At 58.0% G+C, this 13,441-nt stretch carries 16 protein-coding genes; 12 read left to right on the top strand and 4 right to left on the bottom strand.

Annotation, left to right across the window (positions count from 1 at the left end):
* Nucleotides 1–72: 72 nt before the first annotated feature.
* The 7 genes from C0039_RS05220 to C0039_RS05190 are packed head-to-tail and all read left to right on the top strand — an operon-like array spanning nt 73 to nt 6,899.
* Complete coding sequence (locus tag C0039_RS05220) at nt 73–450, top strand: TIGR03745 family integrating conjugative element membrane protein (RefSeq protein WP_101517460.1); 378 nt, start codon at nt 73–75, stop codon at nt 448–450.
* Nucleotides 451–488: 38 nt separating this feature from the next.
* Nucleotides 489–869 carry a TIGR03750 family conjugal transfer protein gene (locus C0039_RS05215; RefSeq protein WP_101517459.1) on the top strand — a complete coding sequence of 127 codons (381 nt, stop codon included), beginning with the start codon at nt 489–491 and terminating at the stop codon, nt 867–869.
* Nucleotides 841–1,518, top strand: coding sequence for a PFL_4703 family integrating conjugative element protein (locus C0039_RS05210; protein WP_101517458.1), 678 nt, complete (start codon nt 841–843; stop codon nt 1,516–1,518). Before C0039_RS05215 ends, C0039_RS05210 begins: the two co-directional genes overlap by 29 nt.
* Complete coding sequence (locus tag C0039_RS05205; protein ID WP_101517457.1) at nt 1,515–2,321, top strand: TIGR03749 family integrating conjugative element protein; 807 nt, start codon at nt 1,515–1,517, stop codon at nt 2,319–2,321. Before C0039_RS05210 ends, C0039_RS05205 begins: the two co-directional genes overlap by 4 nt.
* Before the next feature lie 21 nt (nt 2,322–2,342).
* The gene (locus C0039_RS05200) at nt 2,343–3,779 is read left to right on the top strand and encodes a TIGR03752 family integrating conjugative element protein (protein WP_101517456.1); all 1,437 of its coding nucleotides are present in this window, start codon (nt 2,343–2,345) and stop codon (nt 3,777–3,779) included.
* A complete protein-coding gene (locus C0039_RS05195) occupies nt 3,724–4,170 on the top strand; it encodes a TIGR03751 family conjugal transfer lipoprotein (RefSeq protein ID WP_101517455.1) in 447 nt (148 codons plus the stop codon). Before C0039_RS05200 ends, C0039_RS05195 begins: the two co-directional genes overlap by 56 nt.
* An 8-nt stretch (nt 4,171–4,178) precedes the next feature.
* A complete protein-coding gene (locus tag C0039_RS05190; RefSeq protein WP_101517454.1) occupies nt 4,179–6,899 on the top strand; it encodes a conjugative transfer ATPase in 2,721 nt (906 codons plus the stop codon).
* 19 nt (nt 6,900–6,918) lie between these two features.
* Here the strand turns inward: C0039_RS05190 and C0039_RS05185 are convergent, their stop codons facing one another.
* Nucleotides 6,919–7,746 (bottom strand): nuclease-related domain-containing protein, encoded by an 828-nt coding sequence (locus tag C0039_RS05185; RefSeq protein ID WP_101517453.1) that lies wholly within the window; start codon nt 7,744–7,746, stop codon nt 6,919–6,921.
* Between the two features lie 164 nt (nt 7,747–7,910).
* On the opposite strand from C0039_RS05185, the gene C0039_RS05180 reads away from it, so the two are divergent.
* From C0039_RS05180 to C0039_RS05160, 5 genes are read left to right on the top strand one after another with little or no spacing between them, the layout of a single operon-like run.
* A complete protein-coding gene (locus C0039_RS05180) occupies nt 7,911–8,372 on the top strand; it encodes a TIGR03757 family integrating conjugative element protein (protein ID WP_243391558.1) in 462 nt (153 codons plus the stop codon).
* Nucleotides 8,369–9,391 (top strand): TIGR03756 family integrating conjugative element protein, encoded by a 1,023-nt coding sequence (locus C0039_RS05175; protein ID WP_101517451.1) that lies wholly within the window; start codon nt 8,369–8,371, stop codon nt 9,389–9,391. The genes C0039_RS05180 and C0039_RS05175 overlap by 4 nt, the downstream gene beginning before the upstream one ends.
* The gene (locus tag C0039_RS05170; protein ID WP_239017395.1) at nt 9,388–10,728 is read left to right on the top strand and encodes an integrating conjugative element protein; all 1,341 of its coding nucleotides are present in this window, start codon (nt 9,388–9,390) and stop codon (nt 10,726–10,728) included. Before C0039_RS05175 ends, C0039_RS05170 begins: the two co-directional genes overlap by 4 nt.
* On the top strand, nt 10,718–11,092 hold the full coding sequence (locus C0039_RS05165) for a hypothetical protein (protein WP_239017394.1): 375 nt from the start codon (nt 10,718–10,720) through the stop codon (nt 11,090–11,092). Before C0039_RS05170 ends, C0039_RS05165 begins: the two co-directional genes overlap by 11 nt.
* Nucleotides 11,092–12,657 (top strand): conjugal transfer protein TraG N-terminal domain-containing protein, encoded by a 1,566-nt coding sequence (locus C0039_RS05160; protein ID WP_101517450.1) that lies wholly within the window; start codon nt 11,092–11,094, stop codon nt 12,655–12,657. The genes C0039_RS05165 and C0039_RS05160 overlap by 1 nt, the downstream gene beginning before the upstream one ends.
* A 7-nt stretch (nt 12,658–12,664) precedes the next feature.
* On the opposite strand, the gene C0039_RS05155 is transcribed toward C0039_RS05160, so the two are convergent.
* From C0039_RS05155 to C0039_RS21025, 3 genes are read right to left on the bottom strand one after another with little or no spacing between them, the layout of a single operon-like run.
* A complete protein-coding gene (locus C0039_RS05155; RefSeq protein ID WP_101517449.1) occupies nt 12,665–12,874 on the bottom strand; it encodes a hypothetical protein in 210 nt (69 codons plus the stop codon).
* 25 nt (nt 12,875–12,899) lie between these two features.
* Nucleotides 12,900–13,148 carry a hypothetical protein gene (locus tag C0039_RS05150; protein WP_101517448.1) on the bottom strand — a complete coding sequence of 83 codons (249 nt, stop codon included), beginning with the start codon at nt 13,146–13,148 and terminating at the stop codon, nt 12,900–12,902.
* An 11-nt stretch (nt 13,149–13,159) separates the two neighbouring features.
* Entirely contained in the window at nt 13,160–13,333 is a 174-nt protein-coding gene (locus C0039_RS21025) for a hypothetical protein (protein WP_162846205.1), read from the bottom strand.
* Between the last annotated feature and the right edge of the window lie 108 nt (nt 13,334–13,441).

Here is a 13,441-nt window from a genome sequence, read left to right as displayed (position 1 = left end):
GCGGCGGTGCATCGCAGTGGGATGCGGGGATAGGCCCCATTTTTATCAGCGTTACAGAAGAGGACATTTCTTATGGGTACATCAACTACAGAAAACGGGCTCGGCAAAAAGTCCGTTGCCATTCGCAGGCCGCTATTGGCAACGGCCGCGGTGTTTTTCCCACTGCCGCTCTGGGCGGCGTTGCCGACGCCGGTCGCGCCGAGTACCGCTCCGGGTGCGGGTGACTGGATCGGACTGATCCAGGGCTACATCAAAGACGGTGGACTGGTGCTCGGACTCGCTATCGCGGTTCTGGGTTTTCTCTGGATCGCTTATCTGGGCTTCGCCAAATTCAATGAAGCCCGCCAGGGCAAAGCGGAGTGGGCTGAAGTGGGCGTCTTGGGCATCGTTGGTGCCATCGTCCTGATTTTCGCCAGCTATCTGCTGACCGAAGCGGCCGGTGTCATCTGATACCTGACATCAATAGCAGCACGTGGCAGGAGGTGTGGATGTCGAAAGACCATGAAATCCTGGCGGACCGGCTCAATGCCGAGCCCGTCATCTTCAAAGGTTGCTCGTCCTCTGAGCTTGGCATGATTGTGGGGTTGGCCATCGTGATCTGGCTGCCCCTCAGTCTGCTCCTCGCCTGGATGCTCGGCGCCATCACCATGGGTTTCGGTATCGTCGGTGTCGGCGTGGTCGCCACCGTCGTGGTGATGGCGAGCATATTTCAGCGCATCAAGCGCGGGCGGTCTGACGGGTACTACCAGCAATGGTTGCGCATCCGCCTGCAGTCGACGGGTCTCTATCGCGCGCCCTGGGTGTTACGTACGGGGGCTTGGGATATCGGGAGGACGCAGCATGCGCCGCTACCGTCTCGAAATCGATAACGTACGCGCCCATTTGCGTTCCTTGTGGATCATCATTGGTCTGCAAGGGCTGATCATCCTGGCGCTCTGGATCGGCTGGAGCCAGGCGCCCAAGCAATTGCGTGTCTACGTGCCGCCGGATCTGCGCTCCGGTGCGGTCCTGGCGGCCGAGGAGGTGCCTCCGGCCAATGTCTACGCCTTCGCGTTCTACATTTTCCAGCAACTCAATCGTTGGCCCGACAACGGCGCAACGGACTACGGCAGCGCGATTTTCCGCATCTCACCCTACCTGACGCCGCGCTATCGCAATGACCTGATCGCCGACATGGAACTCAAAGCTCGCCGCGGTGAATTGACCTACCGGGTGCGCGGTGTTCATGAAGTGCCGGGGCACGGTTATGAGGAACGTCGCGTCGATGTGCTGTCACCTGATGTCTGGGTCGTCTGGCTGGATCTCGACCTGTTGGAGTCAGTAAAAGGCATGACCGTGAAGCAAACCACGATTCGCTACCCGATTCGCGTGGTACGCCAGGCCATCGATCCGGAATCGAATCCCTGGGGGCTGGCACTCGATGGGTACGCCAGTGATGGCCCGCGTCGATTGAACGAGGCCGAGCTGGCTGAACCCGGCGTGACTGGCGCCACTACAAATAAGGAATCATCCCAATGAATCCCCGTCATTTCGTTGCGCCAGTGAGATGGATCGCCTTGCTCGGTTTCTGCATTCCGCTGTTGTCCTTTGCACAAGTCGATACAGCATCAAATGCGCCTGAACGTGTTGTCTGGAACAAAACGCCCATCGCGATTCCGTTAGTCGTCGGCGAAGAACGTCTGGTGCATTTTCCAGGCTCGGTGAGTATCGGTCTGCCGCAGGCACTGACCGCGCTGCTGCGCAGCCAAAGTGTCAACGGCACCCTGTACCTCTTGGCCAGAGAGCCATTCGACACCACCCGCATCATGGTGCGATCGGAAACCGAGGGGCCGATGTATGTTCTCGATGTGTCAGCAGAGCCTGCCGAGTCCGGCAGCCACACACTTCCCGATGTGCAGATAATGCTGGATTCGGAACCGGACACGGATGCTGCCGAGTCGCTATCTAACAACCAATCGCTGTCTTGGGGATATGCCGCCTTAACCCGGTATGCCGCGCAACAACTCTACGCACCCACACGACTGATTCCTCGTCAGTCCGGTGTGGTCGCCATTCCGGTCAGTGCCGAACCGGTCGAGCTGGTGCATGGCGCACGGATCGAAGCGGTCCCCGTCGCCGCCTGGAAGGCGGGTTTACGTTATGTCACTGCCGTCAAGTTGACCAATCGAACCCAAAGGCCGGTGGTGCTGGATCCGCGAGAACTTCGCGGGGCCTGGTTAGCAGCAACGTTTCAGCACAACCGCTTGCTACCTGCGGGCAACGAAGACGATACCACCGCGGTCTATCTGATCTCGGATCGGCCATTCGATGTGGCGTTTTAAAAGAGGAGTGGAATCTACCCCATGTCGATGGTCACCAGTAATCGCTTATTACCTCTGCTTGCCGGCTCTGTTGTCTTGATGGCGGCGCTGGTTGCAGTGAAGTCCTGCTCGCCGGATGAAGAGCAGGCTCAAGTCTTGGAGGCGGTACCGCAGGCGCCGAAACCGGATGCCGATTCGCCGGCAGACACCATCAAGACCCTGACCGCCAATGTCAGCGCCATGACCTCGGAGTTGAATGCTCTGCGTCGGGACAACACGGCGCTCAAACAAGAAAACCGCGACTTAATCGAGGACCGCAAACAGATCGAAAACAACGTGCTGACCCGAGTGCAGCAATCCCTGGCAGCCAAACGGAGCGACACCGCGTCACCGGAGACGACTTCAGCCATTGCGGCCTTGACCGCCAGGGTGGACTCCCTGACCAATCGCTACGGCCAGTCTGCAAAACCTTCATCGGCTGTGGGCTCTGACATTCCCGTCGGGCTCGGTCTGGATGGTGTCAGCGCACCCTCTGCGAACTCTGAGTCGCTGGTGTGGGTCAATCCTATGGAGCTCTCGCCATCGCCTGGGGAGGACCAAGAGACGCTGCTCAACCGCTTCAGTCGCACCGGTCGCAACGCGCTCGACAGCGCGGGTCCGCCGGTGCAATCGCTGGTCTCCAAAGGCTCCGATGTCCTTAATAGCACGCTCCCGGTCTACACGGTGCCTCGCAATGCCACCCTGATTGGATCCACCGGCATGACAGCCCTGGTGGGCCGGGTGCCTATCCAGGGGCAGGTGCGCGACCCTATGCCGTTCAAGGTGATTACCGGTAAGGAAAACCTGGCCGCCAATGGCCTACGCATTCCGGGCATCGAAGGCATGATCTGGAGCGGCACCGCGATCGGCGACTGGACCCTTTCCTGTGTCACCGGAAAATTGGAATCGGTGACCTTCGTGTTCGAGGACGGCACCATTCAGACCCTCGCCAGTGATGACAATCAACGGGGTGGTTCCAGTGGAAGCAGCGCAGGGGGAGGCAATAACCGGCCGCTCGGCTGGATTTCCGATGCGCGCGGTATTCCCTGTATCACAGGTGAGCGCAAGACCAACGCGCCTGCCTTCCTCACTCAGCGCATTGGAGTTATGGCGCTGGAAGCGGCGGGCGAAGCGGCCGCGCAGGCGGAAACCACCACCCTGATCAACGATGCCGGTACGGCAACGAGCGTCGTTTCCGGAGAGACCGGCAAATATGTGTTGGGCAAAACCCTGAGCGGCGGCAGCGAGGAAGTGGCCCAGTGGCTGCGGGAGCGCCAGGCGCAGAGTTTCGATGCGGTCTTTGTCCCCGCCGGCGTCGAGCTGGCAATCCACGTCGATCACGAAATTCCCATCGATTTCCATTCCAATGGCAGGAAACTTCATCATGACGCGAATCTATTCCAACATGCGACGACTACCACTGGTTCTGGTTTGGACTAGCCTGTTGATGGTCGGCTGCGCGAGCACAAAAGAGACGGTGTTGCCCCAGGACGGCCCGACTATGAAGTCCATTTACGACCAGCACATGGTGGACGTTCAAAAGCCCGACCATCGTCGCGTGATCGGTGGTCAGCCGTTACCGCAATCGGGTATCGAGCACTACCGCGGCTTCGTGCGGAAAGCGGCCAACGAGATCGATACCGTATTTCCCCGCCTGCCCAACCCCACGCTGGTGATGTACATCTTTCCTCACCTGTCGGGGAGTGAGCGCACCCCGATACCGGGTTATGTGACCACCTTTCCCCTCTATGAAACGGTGGAGTACGCCCTGCCCGGGGAAGTGTCCGGCGAGATGCCGTCTGACAACAGTCAGTCACCATCAGGCCAGTAGGGGTACACATGGCAATCAATCAACCCGAGAACGCGGATGCATCCCCGCTCACTAACGCGACTATCAAGCGGCACTACGACCGCCCACCGTCGTTTACCGACCTGTTGCCCTGGATGGAATACATCCCTGAGTGCAAAGCCTTTGTGTTGGAGGACGGTGTCAGCCTGGGGGCGCTGTTCGAAGTCACCCCGGTCGGCTGTGAAGCACGCACGCCGGCGTTTATGGCGCAGCTGCGAGATACCATCCAGACCGCGATCAATGAGGCTATTCCTGAACGCGACGATGCGCCCTGGGTATTACAGGTCTATGTGCAGGATGAACCACGGCTCAATCAGTTCGACGCCTTACTGGCCCGTTATCCGATGCCGAAAGTTCGCGCATCGGATTATTCACAACACTATCAGGCCGTGATGTCGGCGCATTTGCAGGCGATCTCCCGCCCGGGCGGTTTGTTTGACGATACCACGGTCACGGGTTCGCGTTGGCAGGGCCAGCAGCGTCGGATTCGGGTGGTGCTCTACAGGCGTTTGAAGCACAACGGCAAAGCCCCGGCAGGCATCGAGGTGGAGGAGGCGCTCAATGATGTGGCGACTAAATGGATTGCCGCTCTCGCTTCGGCAGGGATCCATATCCAGCGTGCGGATGGCAAGGCGTTTTATCACTGGATGCTGAGCTGGTTTAACCCCAAGCCAGCATTTGCCGAGGGAAGCCCGGAATCGTTGCTGCAGATGGCGCCCTATCCGGGTGACGACGATCTACCCTTTGGCTACGACTTTGCGGAACAGTTGACGCTGTCGATGCCGCGTTCCGACGAGGCTTCGGCGAGCTGGCACTTCGATGATTTGCCGCACACGGTTGTGACGATTCAAAGCTTGCGGCGGGCGCCGGACATCGGCCACTTCACAGCGGAGCGCCAGGCCGGGGATCAGGTGTTCTCGCTCTTTGATCGTCTGCCTGAGCACACCATCATGGCAATAACACTCACGCTGAAACCCCAGGACACTACCCGCAATCACATCGCGCAAATCAAACGTGCCTCGGTAGGAGACTCGGCGGAGGCGTCGATTACCCGAGAAGACGCAGAGCAAGTGGAGCGAGAGATGGCGCAGGGCAACAAACTCTATCCTGTCAGCCTGGCTTTCTATGTGCGCGGCGAGAATCAAAAGTCCCTGCGTTACAATTTGAATCGCCTGAACGCACTGCTTCTTCCCAACGGATTACAACCGATTACCCAGGAAGCGGACTTGCTGGCGCTCGATAGCTACATCCGCAATCTGCCCATGGCCTATGACGCGGATCTGGATAAATCCCGGCGACGTTCGCGGCTGATTTTCTCTCGCCAAATTGCCAATCTGTTGCCGTTCTATGGTCGTTCGCGTGGAACCGGGCATCCTGGGTTGGTGTTCTATAACCGCGGTGCCGAGCCGCTGGTGTTCGACCCGTTACATCGGGAGGATCGCAAAAAGAACGCGCACATGCTGATTCTGGGGCCAACGGGTGCAGGGAAGTCGGCGCTACTGGTGTATCTGTTGCAACAGATGATGGCACGGCACCGACCCCGTATTTTTATTATCGAAGCGGGCGCGTCGTTTTCGCTGCTGGGGCAGCATTTTGCGCACCACGGATTGTCGGTCAACCAGATCACGTTGAACCCCAATGTCGATGTCAGTCTGCCTCCCTTTGCCGATGCGCTGCGCCTCCTCGATCGGCGTCATGCGCTGAATCCGCTCGATGCCGATGACCCCTCGTTGGAGGAGACGCTGGACGAAGACGATGAGATCGAAGATGAGGGCGGCGGGCGCGATATTCTCGGTGAAATGGAAATTGCCGCGCGCATCATGATTACCGGTGGCGATGAGCGTGAGGATGCGCGCTTGACCCGTGCCGACCGGTTGCTGATTCGCAATGCCATATTCCTTGCTGCGAAAACCGTGAAAGAGGCCGGTAATACCCAGGTGGTTACCCAGGACGTGGTCGATGCTTTTCAGGTCATCGCCACCAACAAGGAATTACCCGAGCATCGGCGCAATCGCGCACTGGAGATGGGCGATGGTATGGCGCTGTTCTGCTCAGGCCTGGCAGGCCATTTCTTTAACCGACCTGGGCAGTCTTGGCCGGAGGCCGATGTCACCATTCTTGAAATGGGCATGCTGGCCCGGGAGGGCTACGAGGACCAACTGACTGTCGCTTACCTGTCGATGATGAGCCACATCAACGATCTGGTTGAACGCTATCAGCACGATGACCGGCCCACTCTGGTCATCACCGACGAAGGTCACATCATCACCACCAATCCGCTGTTGGCGCGCTACGTGGTCAAGATCACCAAGATGTGGCGCAAGCTCGGTGCCTGGTTCTGGATTGCCACCCAGAATCTGGAAGACTTCCCGGACGCGAGCCGTAAGATGCTCAATATGATGGAGTGGTGGCTGTGCCTGGTGATGCCCAAGGAAGAGGTGGAACAGATCGCGCGCTTCAAGGATCTGAATGATGAACAGCGTAACCTTTTACTTTCGGCTCGCAAGGAACCGGGTAAATACGTGGAGGGAGTTGTGCTGGCCGATAAGGTTGAGGCGTTGTTCCGCAATGTTCCACCTGCTTTATCGCTGGCATTGGCCATGACTGAAAAGCATGAGAAGGCCGAGCGCGCCGCCATTATGCGTGAAAAGCATTGTTCAGAGCTCGAAGCCGTTTATGAGGTTGCCCGGCGTATTGAGCAGTCGCGTTAGTGTCATTCAGGTTGGCTGTTTAGCGCAGCTGTACCACGCCACGGCAGGCCGGAAAGGTCGCGCATCCCCAAAATTGATTGCCCGCATTTTTTCCACTCTTGGTGGTACGAAGCACCATCTCGCTGCCGCACTTCGGGCACTGTTTTGGACTTTGGGGTGTAGCAGAGGGAGTGGCTGATGGCGTGGTGGAGGGCGTGACTGGGGGTGCGACAGTCTGCTTCTGACGCAGATGGCGGACGTGTTGGCGGTTGGTGGTCAGCCCGCGCTGCAATCGCAGTTGCTCGATCTGTCTGATCACGGCATCGATGTCGGCCTGACTGAGTACCACCTCGCGCTTAGCTTTAATGTGGCGAATATAGCCACCGGCATAGGTCACGTTATCGGGCATCTCTGTCTTGAACGTGGAGTCACCGACAAACACCACCAGCGAGTGAATGACGGAAGACGGAATATCCAATTGGGCTTCAAGCGTTTTGACGTGTTTGTAGTTCTGATGCAGTGGGTTTTGAAACTTGTTGGTGTGCTTATAGATTTTCTGCGTCCAGGTCTTCTGGTTGGCCGAGCCGAATATCCATCCCCTAATGTTCTTGGTTTCAATTACGAACACGCCATAGCGCGACACGATGATATGGTCGATCTGTGTGGTGCCATTCTCTGATTGTAAGGTAACGTCCTTGATCAGGTGGTACTCGTCCTTGGGGAGAAATAGCCGAGCGGCTGTGTTCACCAGAAACTCACCGGTAATCCCTTTGAACCAGGGGGATTTGAGAATGCCAGCCAATATGGCCAGTGGAATGAGATACCACAGCGCGCCGTAGACTTGCTGGATGATAGGGCTGAAGTCCATTTCCGTATTTTGTTTCCGCTATCGATTTCCCTTGATTATAAAAACGGTGCTGTTTCTGTTCCAGAAACTTCGACCGCTTCTGTCTGAATAAACCGTGTTTCCCAAATCCGTAATCACTCAGGATGGTGACTTTCACAAAGCCATCCCGGGTTGGACGATCGTCAGTGAATGTCGCAAAGGCTCAATACATAATCTCGTTGCTGCTAACAGGAACACTCTGTTCGTCTGTGCAAGCCAGCGAGATTGCAATCGAGCAGGCCATTGGGCAGGGCCCGACGATCGAGGTGTTCATCGATTCGAGTCTCCAGATTGTGTCTGGGAATGACCATAAGACCGTCTATCTGATCGATAGGATTTACAAACTTCAGGAAGAGCTCTCCATTGACCTGCCAGCAGATCCAGAGTCCGCCAAATCTCTGGCCCTGCAACGATTCCAACGGATGAACACTCAGCTCAGCAGAGAACTGGAAAACGCCGCCAAGGGCCTGGTGCAGGCAATGCAGTACGGTATCGATCGTTACCCGGCCATTGTTTTTGATGGCCAGGCCGTTGTGTATGGCCTTACCGACATTCCCGCTGCCACCCAGCTTTATCAGCGGTGGCAAGCAGAGAGCGCGACACAATGAAAGCCGCCCTGCACCGTGGTTGGCTGGTCCTGCTGCTGTTAGTGCCTCTGGTTGGTCACACCGGCACCATTACCACACCGGAAATTGTTGCGCAGACCACCCGTGCGGCACTCAGCTGTATGCGCTGGATGCCCGTGGGGATGTGCTTCTGGTTGCGTTGCTCCCTGTCCGGGTGCAGCGTGCGCACCTCGATCAAAGTAGGGCATTACCAACCCGATGCGGTGGTGAGTGCCTACAACGAACTCGGCGGTAATCCCTGGGTCGAGATTCGCAGTACGCTGGGTGTGGCACAACGAACAGTCGCCAATGGGCTCCTCGGCAGCTTGCTGGCGGTGCCGATTGACAGCGCCGGGAATAGAACCGAAGGCGGGCAGGGCAACAAGGATCATCGCAACCTGGTATTCCGGGAAACGGATGTCATCGGGCATCCGGTCAGCTCCCTGTCGAGCATCGTCGCCAGCACCGGCTACCTCTGTAACTCACAAACTACTCCCTTCTTTCCGTATTTCCTGTCGGGACTGGACGCACTCTCCTGGCGGATGGAAATCCCGGAGATGCTCTACCCGGCGAGCCTGATACCCGGTTTGCGGGAGATCGGCACCTGGCCACTGCAGACCTGGGGCGGTGTGTACCCTCGCACCGGCTGGACGACGCAGGCGGAGGAACCCAAGGCGGCGGCCATCAATGCCCAGCGCGCCGGCGACATCGTGACCCGCCGGGGGCAACCCCATATCTACGTGCCGATAACCGGTGGTTCCAGTTCGCGGCAGCGCGTGTGGCCACCCGGGCCACTGGTTGAAGACGATCCCGACACGGGCGAGTGGCAGATGCTGATGCCCAGCGCGGAATCGACCTGCAAGGTATTTGGCACCAATGACCTGGCCAGTTTCACCGGCTGGGGCGGTGGTCGAGTCGATGCCCAGGGTGACTATGCCTGGAATCTGTGGCGCCCCTACAGCTGTTGCCGCGATCGCGGCATCTTTCTGTTCAACGTCGACTGGATCAATTACCCACCATGAGCATGAAAGTGTCTGTTCGCACCGTGTTGTTGATTGGCGCCCTGAGTGTGTGTCACGTCGTTAACGCAGCCCAGGGGCCCACCGAAGACAGCTTGTGGTACTACGAAATCGGCGGAGCAGAGCCGGTCTCTGTACCCGCTAATCCGTCAGTCGTCTCCGTCACCCTGGGCGGCTCTGCTCAACTGGGACTTGGGTATAGCTGCGGCAAGTTCGATCCGGTGGCCGCGGTAACCAACACCCTGAATGATATTGGTGCCGGTGTCGATAATATGATGAATGCGATGACCGCAGCGGCCACCAGTGCCATTGCGGCGTTACCGGCATTGATCCTGCAGCGCGCCAACCCTGGCCTGTACGATCTTTTCCAGAATGCCCTGATTAAGGCCGAAGAAACCATGCAGCTGGCGACCAAGTCCTGCGAGCAGATGGAGGCCGAGATCGCCCAGGGCAAGAACCCCTATGCCGATCTGATCACGCTATCCAAAGGCAACGACTGGAAGGTGCAGATGGGGATTGGCGGCAATGATGCCGTCACCGCCAAAGATACGGTGGAAACTTCCAATGGCGATAACGGTGTGCCCTGGATCGGTGGGCAGGCGGGTGGCACCGGCCAGCCGGTGCTGGAGTTTACCGGCGACATCGTCGAGGCCGGTTACAACATCAATATGAATCGGGCCGTCACCGATACCACGCCAGTGCCCGCCGCATCGGCCACGCGCCTGTCTGAAATCTGGGGCTCTCCGGCGGAGGCCCGCGATTGGACAGTCGATGTGGTGGGCGAGAACATCGTCACCACCTGCGACACCTGCCGCAAAGACAGCATTCCCGGCACCGGGTTGTTACCCAAGCTCTACCAGGAGTCCGCCACCGTCACCACAGAAATTCAGAATCTGGTCAGTGGCGCGACACCGCCGACGCTGGCTAACCTCGATCAGATCACCGCGCCCGGCGTGGCCATCACCCGTCAGGTGATCGAAGCGATCCGTGAGATGCCGCCCTCGGAGCAGAGCCTGATCATGGGTCGATTGGTCTCTGAAATCAGCACCGCGCGCACCGTCGAGAAGGCGCTGTTCGCACGGCGATTGTTATTGTCGGGCCGACAGGTTCCTGAGGTCTACGCCACGGAAGTCGCACGCGAGCATGCAGACACGTCTATTGCCGAGCTCGACAAAGAGATCGAGAACCTGCTGTTTGAGACCCGTGTGCGCAAAGAGGTGGTCTCCGACACCGTTGCCACCTTACTCGAACGCGCGGCGGCCAGAAGGCAAAGCTCGCTCACCGTGCCCGAAGTGCCGACCCTCGATCCGAACCCGTTGCGAGGTGGCCGTGTTCAATAACAGTGGGGCAAAACGCAAGGGCTTCCTGTTCGCTACGTTGGTGGCTGTTCTGCTGACGGCACTGGTGGGCTATTGGCTGATGCATCGGTTGCAGACCAACTCTGTACCGTCCATACAGCAGGGTATCGACTCCTGGCGTCTAACACTCATGCTATGCCGGTGGACAGTGATCGCGGTGGTGGCGTTCGGTTGGAATGTCGGCATTGAACACCTCGCGAAAACCGGAAAAATCCAATCCGCACTGGCAGATCAGCTTCACCGGTATCGCTGGCGCGCCGTCACCTGGCTGGTCATTCTCGAACTGGTGTTGGGTCAGGGCTTGGTTGTGAAGTTTCTCGGTATCACCGCAGGGCCGATCGTCTGATGAGTGTCGACAGCTACCTGGAGCTTTTTACCTCGCTCTTCGGCTGGGCCTTCTACGGCATTCTGTGGGATGTGCTGGTCAGTACCGGGATCGTCTATCTCCCGTTTTTGGGCATCCTGATCGATAACTGGCGCGAACCCGCCCAAGGTGGGGAAGTGGGTCATGCCAGCGGTCTTTCACTGCGGCGTATGGAGATCGAGCTGTTCATCGCACTGTTGGTGGTCGTGCTTGCAGGGCAACCCGCTGCGCTCACTCCCCTCAACGCCGCAACCCTGTCGTATTCACCACCACCGACCCTGTTGGATCCGGCCCCGGCCGCCGCAACCGTGGCTGCGCCACAGAGTACCTACGGCACGACCGGGTTTACCGGCTCCGCCGCAACGGTCAACGTCCCGGTATGGTGGTACGGTGTCATCGCGCTGAGTTCGGGTTTGAACCACGCGATCGTAGAAGGCTTGCCAACGGTGGCGGATATGCGCACCTTCGAGCAGCAGGCCCATCTGGCCACCATTGCGGATCCTGGCCTGCGGCAGGAGGTCAGCGATTTCTTCAGTCAGTGTTACATACCGGCTCGCTCCAAGTATCAGGCAGAGCGGCCGGATACCCCGGCGATCAGTGGCATCCTCGCCACCTATGGCCCCGATGACCCGGACTGGATGGGCTCACACGTCTACCGGGATACCGCGGGCTATTACGACTCCTTGCGCCCAGCCAACCAAATCACCGGCTGGGTCTACAATGCGGCCAGGGATACGGAGTACGATCCGACAGCGCCGCCGGCCTGGGGCAAGCCCTTCTGCAAACAGTGGTGGGAAGATGCAGCGATCGGCCTAAGAGAGAAGCTGATCAATGAAGCAGATGCGACTTCTGCTGGCTTCTCAGGTCTGGTGGTCGCCATCGCGCCAGCACTGGCCGGTGAGCAGCAAAACGATGCCGTCGCCAAAACCGTGCTTACCAACGCACCGCCTTCCTGGTCGAGCAACGAGTTGATCGCTAACAATGCCTCCGGTTCAGGCTTGTTCAATACCGCCGGCAATATCGTCAAAGGGGGCCTCGCCGCCGGTGGTGTGATCACGGCATCCGCTTTATTTTCCGTCACCATGACCGCCGTTCTGCAGTCACTGCCCATGGTCCAGGCCATCATGCTGCTGGGTATCTATGCACTGCTGCCACTGGTGGTCGTGCTGTCCCGCTACTCAATTGCCATGATGGTGGTCGCTGGCATGGCGATTTTCACAATCAAATTCTGGACGGTACTCTGGTACCTGGCGATGTGGGTGGATCAGAACCTGATTTTGTCCATGTATCCCGACGTTAATGTCTTCCTTCAGCTCTTCGCCAACCCGGGGGAACACGATGCCAAGCGCATGTTGCTGAATATGATTACCACCAGTCTCTATCTGGGATTACCGTTGTTATGGAGTGGGATGATGGCGTGGGCGGGGGTGAATGTAGGGCGATCCATAACAGCAGCCACGTCGCCACTTGCGAGGCCAGCTGACGATGCGGGACGACAGGGTGGCAGCCTCGGCAAAATGGCAATCTCAAAAGGGATGAAGAAATAAGGAGTCGCTACAAATCCTCCTCATACCAACCGTCTGGGTCGGTTCCGGAATCCATACGGCCTGTACGGAAATTGTGCTCACCGAATCGGTCTGAGCCCTCGCCAAGGGGGCGATCATCACTTTCGTCGTCATCAGTACTGAATAGAACACCGACCGCGGTCAGCAGCAAGGCGATGCAGCCCTTGAGAGCGGCGAAAATGCGGGTGGAGCTTTTCATTGGCAGACTCCAACTGCGGGTTACGCTATTTGAGCTTCTTTTTCACCGTCTCGATGAGCTGGTCACAGCACCCAGAGACTTCGAAGCTTAACGAGTCGAGATTCCGGCCCTTCACTTTGACCTTGGGTCTTTGTCCATGTTCAGGGCATCGTGCTGAGCCAACGGACTTTGTGATCGACTCCTGCACCGACTTCAAAACGGCGGACTCCAGAGCATTGCCCATATTTCTGGGCGATACCTTTCGACCGTTGATCTCGAATGAAATATCAATCATCGATCATCCCTCTACTTTTCCTTTCTCACACCTTTGAACGGGCCCTTGCTGGAGGTTTTCACGTCCATAAAGCGACCGGTTGCGGTATCCCGCTTGACGTAGTGGCCAGACGGGGTCTTGGTTTGTGAACGGCCGCGAACCGCGCCATTGCGGTGACCGTCTCCCTTGGGAGGGTTAGTTGCCATGATTAGCTACTCCTGGAATAAGCCGGTCGAAGCCAGTCTCCGACCATGATCGCAGAATATACAGATCAAAATGATTATGTCAACAGATACAAATAATCACCAGAATAC

The organism is Pseudohalioglobus lutimaris (assembly GCF_002866825.1).
Lineage (GTDB): Bacteria > Pseudomonadota > Gammaproteobacteria > Pseudomonadales > Halieaceae > Halioglobus > Halioglobus lutimaris.
This window is presented reverse-complemented; position numbering and strand designations above follow the sequence as displayed.

Bases quoted from the DNA above. Each gene is read 5' to 3' on its own strand.
- C0039_RS05220 (WP_101517460.1), top strand. From the start codon at position 73: ATGGGTACATCAACTACAGAAAACGGGCTCGGCAAAAAGTCCGTTGCC.
- C0039_RS05215 (WP_101517459.1), top strand. From the start codon at position 489: ATGTCGAAAGACCATGAAATCCTGGCGGACCGGCTCAATGCCGAGCCC.
- C0039_RS05210 (WP_101517458.1), top strand. From the start codon at position 841: ATGCGCCGCTACCGTCTCGAAATCGATAACGTACGCGCCCATTTGCGT.
- C0039_RS05205 (WP_101517457.1), top strand. From the start codon at position 1,515: ATGAATCCCCGTCATTTCGTTGCGCCAGTGAGATGGATCGCCTTGCTC.
- C0039_RS05200 (WP_101517456.1), top strand. From the start codon at position 2,343: ATGTCGATGGTCACCAGTAATCGCTTATTACCTCTGCTTGCCGGCTCT.
- C0039_RS05195 (WP_101517455.1), top strand. From the start codon at position 3,724: ATGACGCGAATCTATTCCAACATGCGACGACTACCACTGGTTCTGGTT.
- C0039_RS05190 (WP_101517454.1), top strand. From the start codon at position 4,179: ATGGCAATCAATCAACCCGAGAACGCGGATGCATCCCCGCTCACTAAC.
- C0039_RS05185 (WP_101517453.1), bottom strand. From the start codon at position 7,746: ATGGACTTCAGCCCTATCATCCAGCAAGTCTACGGCGCGCTGTGGTAT.
- C0039_RS05175 (WP_101517451.1), top strand. From the start codon at position 8,369: ATGAAAGCCGCCCTGCACCGTGGTTGGCTGGTCCTGCTGCTGTTAGTG.
- C0039_RS05170 (WP_239017395.1), top strand. From the start codon at position 9,388: ATGAGCATGAAAGTGTCTGTTCGCACCGTGTTGTTGATTGGCGCCCTG.
- C0039_RS05160 (WP_101517450.1), top strand. From the start codon at position 11,092: ATGAGTGTCGACAGCTACCTGGAGCTTTTTACCTCGCTCTTCGGCTGG.
- C0039_RS05155 (WP_101517449.1), bottom strand. From the start codon at position 12,874: ATGAAAAGCTCCACCCGCATTTTCGCCGCTCTCAAGGGCTGCATCGCC.
- C0039_RS05150 (WP_101517448.1), bottom strand. From the start codon at position 13,148: ATGATTGATATTTCATTCGAGATCAACGGTCGAAAGGTATCGCCCAGA.
- C0039_RS21025 (WP_162846205.1), bottom strand. From the start codon at position 13,333: ATGGCAACTAACCCTCCCAAGGGAGACGGTCACCGCAATGGCGCGGTT.